Origin of the sequence: Paraburkholderia sp. XV, from assembly GCF_020177535.1 — a bacterium.
GTDB lineage: Bacteria > Pseudomonadota > Gammaproteobacteria > Burkholderiales > Burkholderiaceae > Paraburkholderia > Paraburkholderia caribensis.
This window is the reverse complement of the sequence record NZ_JAGUUD010000015.1, coordinates 63,129-77,176: the sequence shown is the minus strand read 5'-3', so window position 1 is coordinate 77,176 and position 14,048 is coordinate 63,129. Positions and strand designations below refer to the sequence as shown.

The 14,048-nt window shown below is 58.5% G+C and carries 14 protein-coding genes; 11 read left to right on the top strand and 3 right to left on the bottom strand.

Annotated features, from left to right (window positions below; all coding sequences use genetic code 11):
* Positions 1–461: 461 nt before the first annotated feature.
* From KFO72_RS11060 to KFO72_RS11050, 3 genes are all read left to right on the top strand, one after another.
* Complete coding sequence (locus KFO72_RS11060; protein ID WP_225032061.1) at positions 462–1,385, top strand: hypothetical protein; 924 nt, start codon at positions 462–464, stop codon at positions 1,383–1,385.
* On the top strand, positions 1,372–2,097 hold the full coding sequence (locus tag KFO72_RS11055) for an RES domain-containing protein (protein WP_225032060.1): 726 nt from the start codon (positions 1,372–1,374) through the stop codon (positions 2,095–2,097). Before KFO72_RS11060 ends, KFO72_RS11055 begins: the two co-directional genes overlap by 14 nt.
* A gap of 516 nt (positions 2,098–2,613) precedes the next feature.
* The gene (locus KFO72_RS11050) at positions 2,614–3,354 is read left to right on the top strand and encodes a hypothetical protein (RefSeq protein WP_225032059.1); all 741 of its coding nucleotides are present in this window, start codon (positions 2,614–2,616) and stop codon (positions 3,352–3,354) included.
* A gap of 133 nt (positions 3,355–3,487) precedes the next feature.
* On the opposite strand, the gene KFO72_RS11045 is transcribed toward KFO72_RS11050, so the two are convergent.
* The gene (locus KFO72_RS11045; protein WP_225032058.1) at positions 3,488–3,682 is read right to left on the bottom strand and encodes a hypothetical protein; all 195 of its coding nucleotides are present in this window, start codon (positions 3,680–3,682) and stop codon (positions 3,488–3,490) included.
* A 251-nt stretch (positions 3,683–3,933) separates the two neighbouring features.
* Between KFO72_RS11045 and KFO72_RS11040 the strand changes: the two genes are divergently transcribed.
* The 3 genes from KFO72_RS11040 to KFO72_RS11030 all read left to right on the top strand — a co-directional run bounded on the left by KFO72_RS11040 (position 3,934) and on the right by KFO72_RS11030 (position 5,870).
* Positions 3,934–5,208: a DUF5623 domain-containing protein gene (locus KFO72_RS11040; protein WP_225032057.1), complete on the top strand. Its 1,275-nt coding sequence runs from the start codon at positions 3,934–3,936 to the stop codon at positions 5,206–5,208.
* 184 nt (positions 5,209–5,392) lie between these two features.
* Entirely contained in the window at positions 5,393–5,641 is a 249-nt protein-coding gene (locus tag KFO72_RS11035) for a hypothetical protein (protein ID WP_225032056.1), read from the top strand.
* A 28-nt stretch (positions 5,642–5,669) separates the two neighbouring features.
* Positions 5,670–5,870, top strand: a complete 201-nt coding sequence (locus KFO72_RS11030) for a hypothetical protein (protein WP_131542617.1) — start codon at positions 5,670–5,672, stop codon at positions 5,868–5,870.
* 141 nt (positions 5,871–6,011) lie between these two features.
* On the opposite strand, the gene KFO72_RS11025 is transcribed toward KFO72_RS11030, so the two are convergent.
* Entirely contained in the window at positions 6,012–6,260 is a 249-nt protein-coding gene (locus tag KFO72_RS11025) for an FxLYD domain-containing protein (protein ID WP_225032085.1), read from the bottom strand.
* Positions 6,261–6,592: 332 nt separating this feature from the next.
* On the opposite strand from KFO72_RS11025, the gene KFO72_RS11020 reads away from it, so the two are divergent.
* From KFO72_RS11020 to KFO72_RS11010, 3 genes are all read left to right on the top strand, one after another.
* Positions 6,593–7,303: a DDE-type integrase/transposase/recombinase gene (locus KFO72_RS11020; protein ID WP_225032055.1), complete on the top strand. Its 711-nt coding sequence runs from the start codon at positions 6,593–6,595 to the stop codon at positions 7,301–7,303.
* 80 nt (positions 7,304–7,383) lie between these two features.
* Complete coding sequence (locus KFO72_RS11015; RefSeq protein WP_225032054.1) at positions 7,384–8,130, top strand: hypothetical protein; 747 nt, start codon at positions 7,384–7,386, stop codon at positions 8,128–8,130.
* Positions 8,131–8,442: 312 nt separating this feature from the next.
* Entirely contained in the window at positions 8,443–8,961 is a 519-nt protein-coding gene (locus tag KFO72_RS11010; protein ID WP_225032053.1) for a hypothetical protein, read from the top strand.
* A gap of 254 nt (positions 8,962–9,215) precedes the next feature.
* On the opposite strand, the gene KFO72_RS11005 is transcribed toward KFO72_RS11010, so the two are convergent.
* Positions 9,216–9,425, bottom strand: a complete 210-nt coding sequence (locus KFO72_RS11005; RefSeq protein WP_225032052.1) for a sigma factor-like helix-turn-helix DNA-binding protein — start codon at positions 9,423–9,425, stop codon at positions 9,216–9,218.
* A 678-nt stretch (positions 9,426–10,103) separates the two neighbouring features.
* Here KFO72_RS11005 and KFO72_RS11000 point away from each other — a divergent pair.
* Complete coding sequence (locus tag KFO72_RS11000; RefSeq protein WP_225032051.1) at positions 10,104–11,141, top strand: 3-oxoacyl-[acyl-carrier-protein] synthase III C-terminal domain-containing protein; 1,038 nt, start codon at positions 10,104–10,106, stop codon at positions 11,139–11,141.
* Positions 11,142–11,169: 28 nt separating this feature from the next.
* Positions 11,170–13,746: a response regulator gene (locus tag KFO72_RS10995; RefSeq protein ID WP_225032050.1), complete on the top strand. Its 2,577-nt coding sequence runs from the start codon at positions 11,170–11,172 to the stop codon at positions 13,744–13,746.
* Positions 13,747–14,048 lie beyond the last annotated feature (302 nt).

Sequence of the window (14,048 nt, the reverse complement as noted above, 5' to 3'; positions counted from 1 at the left end):
AAGTTACATGGCATTGGCACTTTGGCAACGCCGATTAGCATAGGGTCGGCGAGTCGGCCCGGTGTTTTCACAAGCTTTTGCCCGGCTGAACCATATGTTAGATAAGACGTTATAGAACGTACGTTCTATTTTAGATGCCATCGTTCTTCAATTGTTTTGCATTGGCGTGGGATGCGTCCCTACGTCGTTTGTCGACCCGGCACACACAACGTCGACGGGTCGGTAAATTGCGAGCGCAGCGCGCTTTGGCGACCCGTCCCATAACCGCAATGGTACTAACGGACTTGTCACCATTGAAGGCGTTGGCGCGATCCCTGCGAAGCGTTCGCCGCTCACGCAACTACGGTCCTTCATCATAGGCTAACCAGCCTAACCTTGCTAACCAGCCTATCATAAACTACACTTGGGTGACTGGTAGTACGCGTCCTGTTTCGGGCCGTGTCGAATCAAGGAGGTCAATTATGTCGTCGATCGACTTCGTCGAGGTTGCCCGAAAAGGGGATCTCCCTGTCGTCGCGATGGGGCATGTGAACATGCAGGAAGTGGTAGCCTCGGAGCCGCATCACAGTGCGCGGTTGCGAGTCTTTACGCGGCGTATTCACGGCCAGCCATCGTTCACTTTTTCGATGGCAACGTACGTTTTTTCTTTCGTGTATCACCTCGCGCGAACTGATTCCGAATTCAGGAACCAGCTGGTGCACTTCGGCGGGAGCTACCCTCATGAAGCGCCACTGCTTTTCTTCAAGGCGAAAGATGGTGATGTGGCCCATGTTGAGCATCTGCACTTCAATTCGTGGCGCGATCTCATACCTCACTGGAATACAGCTATTGACCATGCGCTGTGGATCTCAGCCGAAGGCTCTCACAGGGATCTCTTAAAGCTACTCGATTCGATCGTTGCTGAGAAAATTGCCGACTGTGATGATGATCCATCATCCGCCGAAGCGCCGTCTGTGGAGAAAGGCGACGCACATCAAGAGGCCATTGCATTTCGTAATGAGCTTCTGTCCATGAACTGGCCTGATGGGAAGCGCGTAGCCGAGATGGCCGGCACAGGATCTCGAAGCAACCCGCACCAATATGCCGCCCGTCAACGCTCAAACGGAGCGCTGTTGGGAGTATGGGTAGCTGCCGAACGAACCTACAGGCATCCCGACTTCCAGTTCGATGCCCATGGTGCGATACGTCCAGCGGTTGCCGATCTGTTGAAAGTGCTTCCAGCTGATGAAGAAGACCGGAATGGCTGGCGACGTGCATTCTGGCTCTATTCACCACATGCGCTACTTTCCGGCGAAACGCCGGCGGATGTCTTTGTGCGTGATCCGCAGCGTGTGTTAAACGCGGCTAAAGAGGAGTTTCGCGGAGATTCGAATGCACACTGGTGAGAACAGTGTGTTGGCTCGGATCGAGCTCGGGACCATCAAGGCAGGCGCCTATTGGCACGTTTACCCGGCCGCGTACCCGGCAACGGCTTCGAATCCCAATTCGAAAGCTCGCTTGGCCTGGCGTGACGGTCACCATGGCATGTTCTACGCGGGAGATACGGCGGCGGCAGCCCTTTGGGAGACTGCGCTCCGGTTCGCCGAAGTCAGAAAAGGAAGTGTGTACACCGACCATCAGCACTTGCAGAACTGGATGCTCGCCCGATTAACGCTGAAACAGGATGTCTCCGTTATCGACCTGCGCCCACCGCATCGTCGCGCGGTCGTGGATGCGCATTCAGATCTGGACGCCATGTGGGATGTCGCGCTCAAAACGCCGCATCATGAAGAGACCCATGGCGTTGCGGCTCGCCTGATGAGCCAGTTGGTGGGCGCTGGGTATGACGCGGGTACCGCATTGCGGTGGCATTCTCGACAGGCCGGTACAGAAAGCGTCATTCTTTTCTTCGAGCCGCCAATGGAAGCGGCCTGGTGGGCTTACGGAGACCAAGACATCTACCGTCTTGACGAACCGGAAGGGCAGGAGCAGATCCGCATCGCACTCTCGACACAGGGACTCGCCTGGATAGGCTCCCCGAGCGGCGCCGGCTTCGGATTGCCGCCTGAGGACACGCTTCAAGCAGAGAAGCTGCCTGCCGGCCGCAAAGCTAAGTGACCAGAAAACAGGGGCCATTGCGACTTCGTCGCGAAATCGAGCCAAATTGCTCAGCCTCCGCCCGAGTTACTCCACCGGAAAGCAACGAACGTTGATGGCTGGATCTACTAGAATCGCGGCGAGCGACGAATGCTCAAGAAAGTGAGTGTCGAGAGGGTGGTCGGCGAAGTAGAAGTTAGTTGACGTAATTTTATTTAACAATCTGGCCCTTATTGAATCGTCGGAAGCGCGACTGACCACCGAGCCCGGCGCCCGGGGCCCGGAATTAATCTCCCAAATGAAGGGGTAGATAATTGGGGCTATCTACCCCTTCATTTCTGGACATCTTCCGGAAGCGCCGGGAAGTGGCGCCAAAAAGGTGAAGGGTCGGATGATTGGGGCTCCGACCTTTTCGTTGGTCATTGTTGGGCGTCGGTAGCGAGATGTTTGGCTGCGCCATGTCACCAGGGGCCTGAACATCGCCGGTGAAGCGCCGATATAGCAAATATCTCAACAACGAAAGCGGGCATCTGAATCATGAGCATTTTGCAGGTCCTGTGCACCGGCTTGGCCACCGGCAGCGTCGGCGCCCTTGGCATTAACCGTTACCTCGAGCGCCGATTGTTCACTTATTCGGCGGAAGGGGTGACCGTCATCGAAAAGCTCGACCCGGTTGACGGGCTCGCTGTTACGCACAATGGCCAGGCCGTCGAACGCCTGACCCGCTCGCGTATCCGCCTGTGGAATGCGGGGCGGAAGGCCATCGAGCCGGGCGACGTCGTGAGCACCAACCCGTTGAAAATCGAGTACCCCGGTGCGAAACTGCTCGATCTGAAGGTGCTGGAAAGCACCCATGAGGCGATCAAGCTCAGGCCGCGGCGTGACGGCGAAGGCTGGCTGATCGAGTTCGATTACTGGGAAGGGAAAAACGGGGTCATCCTCGAGGCGCTGCATACTTCAACCCGCGTCGTCCCGACGCTGACGGGCTCGGTGCGCGGCCTGCGGCCTATCAAAAGCTTCGGCCGGATTGACGACGGTGCATTTCTGTCGCCAAGGCGCCAGATGTTGCTCAGGTGGTTGCCGGTCTTCGGACTGGCAGTCTTTGGCGCCGGCATCGCGGCGGTGGTCAGACTGGGGCTCTGGTTCGACCCCCGTTCGCTACTTGGATTTGTCGTCATGGCGCCAGGCGAACTGCTCCTGGTTGCGGCGGTCCCGAGACTGATGAACAATATCTGGATACCGCGCCCGCTCCGACGGATTCCGCGCCGTCCGGACTGAAGCGGGTTTCGCGCGCTGAAAGCCGCGAAGTCGCGCCCCGACCAGTGCGCGCCAAAAAAACGGAGCTTACAGCCGACAGGCGGCAGCGGCTCAACGTAGTCAGACCGCGACAGCTACGCGGCGGGTTTCGCTGTTACCCGGCCGCGTTCAAATCACGCACGCGGCACGCCGTTGTCATCCGGTGGTCGCAGGTCCGCTCACGTGAGCAGCCGTAGTCGCGCTGGATGATCATGGCGAAGGTTCCGATGGCCGGCAGCGCGAACGTCTGGCGGGTTACTGTCACCCGGACATCGACGAGAGGGCAGGTGAAACTGGATTGACTGAACATGGGTAGCGCTCCTTCACGCTGTTGAAAGTCTCAGCGTGTCGTCACGACTCAACGGCTTGTTCAAAAGTTGGATTGTGAATTCTCGCCCCTGCGAGGTATGATGTCTGCGCGGCGCCCCGGCAGGCGCCCGCTACCCGTCTTCGCGAAGCTGGAAACGGCACTGCCTGTTTTACCCATTTTCCATGTGGCCTTCTTTGGCCCTGGAACGTAGCGGTGGACGGGTGACGCTGCAGCAGGGCCGGAGAACTGTCATGTCTTCTGGTTTTTCAAAACCGTCCACTCTGGACGGGATCAAGCGCCTCGCAAAAAACATCAAACGCGAGCGCAACATCCGACACCATCTCGCTCTTGATACCGCCGCGGTTGAAGCGGGCTATCAGAACATCCGGCACGCGCAGGAGCAGTTGCAGGCCCGAATCGCACAAGGTTTCAAGGTTTTTCTGACTGCGTACTGGGCCGCGGGGCGGTCGGAGGCCGGTCGGGAAACGCTCAGTATCCAGCTTCCGAAACCCCTCGGCGACATCATCGCGCGGCATCAGATCACTGCTGCCCGCAATCTAGGCTGGTTCCACCTTGAGTCAGCTGACCACCTCGAACGGCGGATAGATCTCAACAGTCAGGCGACTGCGCGTGACGTACTTCTGACGGCCGCCCGCACCCTGCATTTTATGGCCGTAACCGGACTGCGGCCGGCGACGACGCAAAAGCAGGAGCGACCCATGCGCGTGTTCGACGGCCTGCCAGGAAGGGACCACCAATCGTACTGGTTCGACGGCGACACAGGCGCTTGGGTCTTTCTCGATGAACCGTATCCTCACGTTGATGTCGAGCAGCGACGCGCATGGGCCCAGCAGCGTGACATCCGGATTGTCAGCGCGAAATGGGACGGCCTGCATAACCCGGGATCGGCGGTTCCCTATGTCTTTTGCGTGGACGAGACATTGGCCGACAGACTGCCAGGACAGCTCGAACGATTGCAGGCTTCCGGCGAGCGTGGCTGGGATGGGGAATCGGCATCGTATTTCTCGCAGTTCGTCGGACCGGCGCGGCAGGCGTCCGGCGCACCCCGTCGCCCACGCCCGATGCCCGCGCCAGGCGGGGTGGCACGCAACGGCGCACTGCCGTACGGTGGACGCGGAGCCGGTCAGAGTTCGTTGTGGCGTCCTGCTAAGCGGATGTCGCTGGAAACACATCTGACTATCGGTCCCTTGCTATACGCCTTAGATCACGAGTCGTTCCCCGGGCCTCAACGAAAAACCATCGGTCGGGTCCGCTCGACCCTCGATGACTGGCTCCAGCTCGAGTATCCGGGAGACGAGATGTCATCAGAGCAGTTCAATGGGGCTTATTACGGCAAGTACCGGGAGCCGATCGTGGCGCGTGCCGCCCAGCTTGACGCGATTCGCTCGATCGCCACGAAGTTGCGTGACGGCTACCCCAGTTGCGGGCCGAGGGATAAGCTGATCTCGCTACTCGCCAACGTCGAAACAAGGCTTGGCAAGTCCGCATCAGGGAAACCCTTGTAGTCCAAAGGCAGAAGATGCCGACCCCGGTCGGCATCGCAACGTTCACCACTGGACGCGCGGCAGGAGCAAAGTCGCTCATAGTGTTTGCGCTCGCGGAAGGAAATTCCCGAACCCGCAGCGACACATGCGCTCAAGACAGGAGTTGGGCAGAACGGAAAACTATCATCAATCGAAAGAGGACCAGATGACCGCATGGCAAGAAAAGCTTGTTCTGAAAGCGGGTGAGTCGTTGAAGCATGAGCGATCGTATATGAAGGGTCCCTTGCAGGAAACGGATGTCGATTTATATGTCATCGTCAATGCGCAAGGTGATATCACCGGGGAGGTCAAGCTCACGGACCATATTGCGATTCGTGGCTTCCAACGGACGATCAGCGTCATCCAGACCGATCGGGCCGGTAACACTGTTGTGAACGAGTCGTGGAATCCTTGATCACCGAAAAACGCTAAAGGAAACGGAAATGACGATGCGGACCACTCGACACTTCTTCTGTCAGAACGGCCATGACGGCGCTGAAACAACGTCGGAGAACGATCAGCCATACTCGCAGCAATGGGAATCCGTGCGGACTGCCGGATTGATTGATGCCGGAAAAGATCCGCGTGGCTATGCCCATTACGTGTGTGCCGAGTGCGGCGCTCCGATGCGAGAAAAGGCGTAACGGCACTGATACGAAACGGGGAGAACCGATAACGATTAAATCAAACGGGCGCTGGCTATGCGAGCCACGTCGCGTGCTAGGCCGATCGAAAAAAACGATCTGCACCGGGACGCTCGGTGGCTTCGCTCGAACGCTTCGGCTCTACGGCTGTGAGACCGCCATGATGTCGCCGATCTTCGCAGTTGCAACAACACCCTGTGCGCCGACGTATGTTGCGGCGAATCGCCATCGGCCGTCTTGTTTTACTCCCATGGCTGCAGCAGTAGCGGTGGCGATCTGCACACCCTGGTCGTCCAGAATCGAGAAGTTGACGACAACCGATTGGAGCGGGCGGCCCGAATTGTTGATGAGCACACCGGTTACGCGGCCGCTACCGGCGTTTTCCTGGATGAGGGTTGCCTCAGAGATCGGCAGATCGCGAATGATTTGTGGCTGCTGCGGTTGCGTCGCATGAACAACCGATGCGCAGCATGCCGCGTGTCACGGATCGGCGTAATGAGGCCATTCCGGGATCGGCGTAATCGAGCCACCTGATGATCGCCGTAATCGAGCCAGTGCATGATCGGCGCAATCGGGCCACTCGATGATCGGCGTATTGGAGCCACCTCAGGATCGGCGTAATCGAGCCACGCTGCAGGCTCGTTGCCACGTCGGGCCCTAGCCCGAAACGCATTTCGAATTTCCGTAACCCGGTACCTTCGGCGTCTTTGCCCGGAGGGCCGATGAGTAACAGGAGGTTCGAAGTGTTTGAATATCGACAGGTCCTGGCGCGCATGCGTCAGGGCGATTCCGACCGCGACATTGCCGGCGCACACCTGATGGGGCGCGGCAAGCTGAAGACCGTACGGCAGGTCGCGCTCGCTCACGGCTGGCTTGATCCCGGGCGGCCCTTGCCGGATGACGCTGAGCTGGCCGGTATCTTTGGGCGCGACCCCAAGGTGCCACGCAGCCGCATCTCGACGCTTGAGCCATTTCGCGACCTGGTACGAGGCTGGTTCGACGCCGACGTGCAGGGCACGACGATTCACAACGCGCTCAAACGCAACCATGGCTACGCGGGCAGCTATTCGGCGGTGCGCCGTATGCTGCTGAACCTGAAGGCCGAGCGCGGCGTCAGGGCGACGACGATCCTTGAGTTCGCCCCGGCCGATGCTGTGCAGGTCGACTTCGGCGCAGGGCCGGTGCTCACGCACGAGTCCGGCATCCCGCTCAAGACGTGGATCTTCGTGATGACGTTGGCATGGTCGCGGCACCAGTACGCCGAGATCGTGTTGGACCAGACGGTCGAGACCTGGCTGGCCTGTCACCGGCGCGCCTTCGAATGGCTGGGCGGCTGTCCAGGCCGCGTGATGTTCGATTTTGTTCCCAGCAACAAAATCGATGTTCTGTGCCCGAGACCGTTATGTGGCCATTCGTCTTCATCCGGACGTTGAGAGCCGCTCTGCTGCACTGCGAGGCAACATAACGCGCTTGCTGTGGCATGGTGATTTCCCACTTTCCTTGGGAGATTGTCATGCTCGAGCACTATCACTTTCGTCCAGAGACCGTCGACCGCATTCGTTTGTCATGGCTCGCTCCGGCGATTGAGGAATACGTCACTTGGCTGACAGAGGCTCACTACACGGCCCGTAGTGTGTTGCATCGCGTGCCCGTGCTGGTGAGCTTTGGGGAGTACGCGAAGGCGCGCGGTGCGAGGGATTTCGCGCAGCTAAGCGATTACGTCGAGCCGTTTGTACAGACTTGGATTTGTCGACATGGGCGTGGACGCAGTGCTGCCCGGCGGAGCAAGTTTTCTCATGAGGTTCGCAATCCTATTTGCCAAATGCTTCGCCTGGTAGTTGAGGGTTACGATGGCCCAAGTCGTCCACACAAGCCAGATAACCCGTTCGAACGAGAGGCTCCGCTATTCATGGCGTTTCTTGTTGAGGAGAAGCGGCTTCGGCCACGTACCATTCTCCACTACCGCTTCCATCTGCATCAGTTCGCCACCTACCTCGAGCGCAACAGCATCCGGTTACAGGCTGTTTCGCCAACCGTATCGGCCGAGGAGCCCACGCTAGCGGCTCGATGCTCGCAAACGTCGGATGCCAATTCATTGGACACATTCGACCCCGTCAGCCATTCCGGCGTGTGCGCCGTTGCAGTTGCTCCGAATCACATCTGCGGGACGGTCGTCGTCAGGCGACGGTTGCGTTCCTCTTGCCTAGTCGGCAAAACATCCAACACCGGTAAGCGCGCTCGCCGCACGATCGCTTTTTGACATAAAACCCGACAGCGCTTGCGTGGATATCCGCGTCCATCGTCCCGAGAGGATGAATGTATGGCGCGAGCGTGTTCCGCTTGGTGAGCGGCCAGTCGACTGACGCTCGTGATTTGTCTATAACAGGAAACCGGTGTGCTGTGACCCGTTAATGCATATTGCATCGTCGGGACTTCCTGATGTATCCAGACATACAGATTCTGAGAATGCGGCCGATAACGTTTTGGTTAGGTGGGGCAAAACGGTCTGGCAGACTTCCATACCCATGCACGCCGAGCAGACAAAACTAGAATGCGTTAATGACAGGGTACCATGAACATTTTTCGGTTATATCGCAACGTCTGGCGAACCACGACAATCTCCCTGTGCTGCGGCCTGGCTGCAAGTTGTGCGGTCAACCCGTCTCGAGGAGTACCATCCACCATATCGTTTGCCCCGCAAATGACGGGCGTATTCGATGTCGTTGAAATGAGCGATAGCCGGGCCGGTTTTTTGCGCCTGACTACCGCGTTCAGTCCAGACGGGACGTCCGGTACCCTGGTCTACGAATACGCGAATGGCGCCCCTTCCATGCATGTGACGCTCGACAACTGCGCGTCGTATATCAGGCACCTGCAACCGGGCGTCATGCACGATAACGCCGCCGTCGAGCAGGAAATCCAGGAAGTCCGTTGCCACTCGCGAGGCTCCATCTGGCGCGTTGCGACCTTCCGGAAGGGCGAGTCGGAGGCGCCAGTCTCAGCGTCAATGAAAGTGGCCACCGGATACGAATTCGTCTTTTCGGTTCCGTTCACGTCGACGGTTGAGGTTCGTCCTCGCGCGCAACGCTAGGACCCGGCAGCGTATCCGGCATAACGAAAGTGACGCGGTGACATGGACACAGGGATCTACTGATCCCGCACCGCCACGTCCCTCGGCAGGCGCGCGGCGATTTGCCCAGTGCTCGTAGTGCTTGCAGAACCAACATTAGCCGTAACCTTCGGGATCCTGGGCCTTGTACTCGTTCAAGAGTAGGTCCCGCGTTACGCCTCGCCTGCCAAGCTCGCGAGGTACGAGCGGCCAGTTGGGCAGAGGACGTGTCCGACTCAACGACGGTGGCAGCGGAAAAGCAGCGCCTCAAGCGCCGCGTCGTCCATCGACATGGCCTTCGTGAAGCCCAGTTGTGCACGGCGGGCACGGTCCAGGTAGTCCCAGACCGTTGCGCTCGGACCGCCGATCGTCGTCGCGATCTCGCGCTGGCTACGCTCGCATACCAAACGCAGGCGCAGCACTTCCCTGTTTTGACGCCTGGACAACCTCTTACTCGACATTCGCCCGCCCGAAAAGCGTCGAGCGGGCCATGTTTATCCGCGTCGCCGTCCCTCCAGCATACTGCTCGGTTACGCGTGTAGTCGGCGCTCGGGCGGTCGTGGCAGAACGTCGCGACATCAATGACTCAGCGATGACAATGCGCGCGATAGCCTTCACAACGAAGCGTGTTACGCCTCGACAGCACGACCGGATGGAAGTTCGGGATCCACGATGAGCCAATACCGTCATCGCCGACGACAGGCGGTCGCCCGCGACCTGCGGCTACCAGTGGCCACACCCAAACGCGTGACGGACCTCGGCTGGCAACGACCGAGCGCGCAAGGTTTTGAAACGGTTGCCGTCCGTTCTGGCAGAGGCATCGCTACCCGATGCAGGGTCGACAAATCGCCATTTTACCAGCGCGCCCATCCAACGTGTCCCACTAACTGGATAAGGGCCAGCCATCCGCGATAGACAATTCGTCACGACGGTGCTTCGTGGACAGAGGGGAAGGCCTGGACCATGACTCCCTGTTCTTCGGGTAGAGGACGAAACAACGAATTCTGTGATTGACCGTGGACACGTTAAGGTACCCACGCCGCATAGGCCGGAAGCTGACACAAGGCCTCCGCGTGCATCCGCACAAACATGATCTTGTTCACGATTTCATTCACGGACTCAATATGCTTATCAAAAACGTAGCAGTCAGCCTTCCTTCCAGAACCGTCACCAACGAAGAGGTTGTCGACATGATCCGGTTTCATTCGGCCGGGTTTGAGGGCGACATCGACAGAGCTATGCGAACCGTAAAGACCTTGCTCGACCGTAGCGGCCTCGTCAACCGCCGCTGGTGCCACAGCCATGAGTCGCCGATTGACCACGTCGCCATGGCGACGCGCAAAGCGCTGTCCGAGACTTACCTGAGGCCGGAGCATATCGAACTGTTTATCTTCGTCGGTATCGGTAGAGGTTTTCTCGAGCCGGGCAATAGCCACATGATGGCCAGCACGCTCGGATTCGACAACGCCGAGTGCTTCGACGTGGTCGATGCATGCATGAGCTGGACTCGAGCGATGTCGATTGCCGATAGTCTCTTCAAGTCTGGCCAGTATCGCAACGCGATGATCGTCAATGCCGAGTTCAACATGCTCAACGGCGGACCGCTCTATCCCGCGAATTTTATGCTGAAGAACCAGGCGCAGCTGGAATACACGCTGCCGTCGTTCACCATCGGGGAGGCGGCGACGGCGACACTGATCGTCGCGAACGAGCCCGACAATTTCAGCTTTGCTTTCCGGGGCAAGCCACAGGCGGCAGACCTCTGTACTATTCCGATTCCGGGCTATGAGGGCTTTTGTCACCCGACTGAACGGATCGGGAGGAACGGAGACATGCGTTTTACATCTTTCGGTCACGAACTGCACAAGAACTCGGATGAGATTACCGAGGTGCTTTCAAAACTTCCCATCCCGAAGAGTGATATCGACATTGTCTTCACGCATGCCTCTTCGAAGGCCGCGTGGCATGGCTACGGCGTCCGGGCTGGAATCGACGACAAGATGTACCACATCTACCCGGAGACGGGAAACCTTGTTTCGGCTTCGATTCCGGCCGCCATATCATTGGCCAGAGACGACGGCCGCCTCAACCGGGGTGATCGGGTGTTATGCTGGGTAGGCAGTGCCGGCATGTCATTTAACGTAAGCAGCTTCAGATTCTGAGGCTGAATCACAACAGCTGAAAAACAACATGAAAGCCATCGCGAGGGTCATTGGCTATATCAGCAAACGGGTATCTGAGTCGTACCATCTGTCGGATTACAGCGTGCTGGCCGTGGGCGTAATCGGCGCCATTGGACATCCTGTTTACTGGTTCTGGTGGACGTACGTCGATCCCCAACCGAACGAAAGCCTGGGGATGCGCATTGCGGGCATGGCTGCCAGTATGCTCCTGCTCTTGCGCCGCTTCTGGCCCGCCGCGATGGCGCCTTTGCTGCCCTGGTATTACTTTGCAACGGTAGCGTACTCGCTACCGTTCTTTTTCACGTACTACCTGCTGACCAGTCACTATTCGATACTGTGGTCCATGGCCGAACTCGGCATGGTCTTCTTCCTGATTGCCATATTTCCCTCTTTTGTGGTTCTGTCGCTCAACGTGTTCCTGGGGGGCGGTCTCGCTGTGCTGTGTGCATGGATGACGGTGCCTCAATCCATCCATCTGGACTCGCATCTGTTTCTGTATCTGTACCTGCCGATTTTCACGTTCGGCATTTGCGCTGGCGTGACCTTCAGCTACAGCAACATGAAGGGGATTACCGCGCAGGCCCGAAATGAAGCGCTTCGCGCCCTGGCAGGCACGATTGCCCACGAGATGAGAAATCCGCTCAGCCAGTTGCGGTATGTGCTCGATCGCGTGGATGAGGCGCTTCCTGTCATCACAGGCACCAACGGATCGTCCCGGGTGTCACCCGACGGCACCGCTTTATTGTTTCACCATCTCACTTACGGCCAACTGGCAATCGACCGCGGCTTGCGGATCATCGCGATGACACTGGACGAGGTAAGTGCGAAGCCCATACGCCCGGATCACCTCGTCTATCTGAGCGCTGCGGAAACGACGCGTAAGGCAATCGAGGAGTACGGCTTCGGTGACAGAAAGGAACGCAGCAAGGTCAGTCTGAGCGTCATTGAGGACTTTACATTCAAGATCGATGAAACGGTCTACCTGTTCGCGTTGTTCAACCTGATCAGGAACGCGCTTCATCATATTGCTTCACATCCGTCTGCCGCAATAACGCTGACAGTAGATCGCCAGCAGGTAACCGTTCGCGACACCGGGCCTGGTATTGCGCCAGGCGTCATGGAGGAGCTGTTCAAGCCTTTCCAGACGACGGGCAACCCTGCGGGCACGGGATTGGGCCTTGCGTACTGTCATCGGGCGATGCGTTCGTTTGGCGGCAAGATATCGTGCGATTCCGAAGTCGGAAAATTCACGCAATTCACACTGCAATTCCCGCTGGTCTCGCGAGAAGAGATCGCGGCGCACGAACGCGAGGTCGTCGAGCAATCGAGGGCGTTCTTCAACGGCAAGCGCATCCTTGTGGTGGACGACGATGCCGACCAGAGGGCGAGAGTGTCGCTCGTCCTGTCCAAAGTGGGCGTGCAGGTCAGCGAGGCGGAGAACGGTGAGGAAGCACTCGCGCTGTTGCGGCAGCCGCCGGCTTGGAACCTGGTATTGATGGACATCAATATGCCGGTGATGGACGGTTACACGACCACCGAGAAGATCCGTGCAGACAGCACGGGTATCAACAGGAACGTGCCGATTGCGGGCTACACCGCGGAGCATCGCGGCATTGCACGCGTTCTCGCGCAACGAGCCGGCATGGATCTCACGCTTAGCAAAACGTGCGGCGCGGTGCAGTTGATCACGACGCTGAGGGCGCTTCTGGAAAGCGGTACGCGCCACCGCTCGAAGCAGATGTTCGATGGCTTCTCGGGCCGTACGGTCATCGTGGCCGATGACGACACCTATAGCAGACTGGTGGCAAAAAGTTATCTTGAGCGCTTCGGTGCCGGTGTCATCGAAGCAGAACACGGTTTGGCCGTCCTTGGACGATTGGACGGGCAGCCAGGCGTCGATGCCATCCTGATGGACGTCAACATGCCGGGCATGGATGGCGTAGCGACGGCGCTGGCGATCCGCGCACGCGCCGATGCCGCGTCCGGCGTGCCCATCATTGCGCTTACGGGTCACGCTGACGTGGGCGCTGTTCAAGCGTGCCTGCGTGCCGGTATGGACGAGGTGCTGGTCAAGCCAGTGCAGATCGGCTTGCTTCATGCATGCCTCGCGAGACAGTTTGCCCGAGTGGAATCTTCGACTGTCGAGGACGCCGGTTCCGACCTGACTGCGCCCGTGACCGGCGCCGTTAGTGCAGGGGCGAGAAAAGGGGACCAGCTGCTTGATGAAATGCAGCTTGATGAACTCACATCGCTCGACCTGTTGGATCAGAGTTTTCTCAGCGCTATTGAACAGATCCGTTCTCTTCAGGCGCATCTTGCGACCAGTGTGGCAGCGCATGACATTGAGTCGACGCATGCTGCCTTGCACCGGCTTCTCGGTGTCAGCGGCAACATCGGTGCCAAGGCACTGCATGCGTTTGCGGAGACGATCTATCCGAGCATCAAGCAAGGTCAATGGCCCCTTGAGCCGGACTGGCTTGAGCAGATTTCCACACTAGGAAATCGATCGACTGAGGCGCTGGAGGCATACTTCGCCTCGGCTACGGCGAATCGCGGTCATCCTCAGGTGTCGGGCGAGGCTTGAATGAAGCTGAGAACCCTGTCGGAGAAGATGTACGTTGTCGTGTCAGGACACTTCAAAGCAAGTCGGCGCTAGCCCGCGCCTTCGCGGTAACTATGTGCGGGCAGCGCAGGGTAGCAGGGGGCATTAAGATTCTTTGGCGATAGCAAGCCTAGGCCATCCGGGCGCTGTAGGTCCACTTGACGTCTGCAAAGGCGTTAACGATCGGTTCGCTTCTGCATTTGGACAGAACGACACGCTCGTGCTACTGCTCCCGATGTAAAGGACTGTTGGTAATTCTTAGCGGTGCTGCCGGCGTGCGCGGC

Bases quoted from the DNA above. Each gene is read 5' to 3' on its own strand.
- KFO72_RS11060 (WP_225032061.1), top strand. From the start codon at position 462: ATGTCGTCGATCGACTTCGTCGAGGTTGCCCGAAAAGGGGATCTCCCT.
- KFO72_RS11055 (WP_225032060.1), top strand. From the start codon at position 1,372: ATGCACACTGGTGAGAACAGTGTGTTGGCTCGGATCGAGCTCGGGACC.
- KFO72_RS11050 (WP_225032059.1), top strand. From the start codon at position 2,614: ATGAGCATTTTGCAGGTCCTGTGCACCGGCTTGGCCACCGGCAGCGTC.
- KFO72_RS11045 (WP_225032058.1), bottom strand. From the start codon at position 3,682: ATGTTCAGTCAATCCAGTTTCACCTGCCCTCTCGTCGATGTCCGGGTG.
- KFO72_RS11040 (WP_225032057.1), top strand. From the start codon at position 3,934: ATGTCTTCTGGTTTTTCAAAACCGTCCACTCTGGACGGGATCAAGCGC.
- KFO72_RS11035 (WP_225032056.1), top strand. From the start codon at position 5,393: ATGACCGCATGGCAAGAAAAGCTTGTTCTGAAAGCGGGTGAGTCGTTG.
- KFO72_RS11030 (WP_131542617.1), top strand. From the start codon at position 5,670: ATGACGATGCGGACCACTCGACACTTCTTCTGTCAGAACGGCCATGAC.
- KFO72_RS11020 (WP_225032055.1), top strand. From the start codon at position 6,593: ATGAGTAACAGGAGGTTCGAAGTGTTTGAATATCGACAGGTCCTGGCG.
- KFO72_RS11015 (WP_225032054.1), top strand. From the start codon at position 7,384: ATGCTCGAGCACTATCACTTTCGTCCAGAGACCGTCGACCGCATTCGT.
- KFO72_RS11010 (WP_225032053.1), top strand. From the start codon at position 8,443: ATGAACATTTTTCGGTTATATCGCAACGTCTGGCGAACCACGACAATC.
- KFO72_RS11000 (WP_225032051.1), top strand. From the start codon at position 10,104: ATGCTTATCAAAAACGTAGCAGTCAGCCTTCCTTCCAGAACCGTCACC.
- KFO72_RS10995 (WP_225032050.1), top strand. From the start codon at position 11,170: ATGAAAGCCATCGCGAGGGTCATTGGCTATATCAGCAAACGGGTATCT.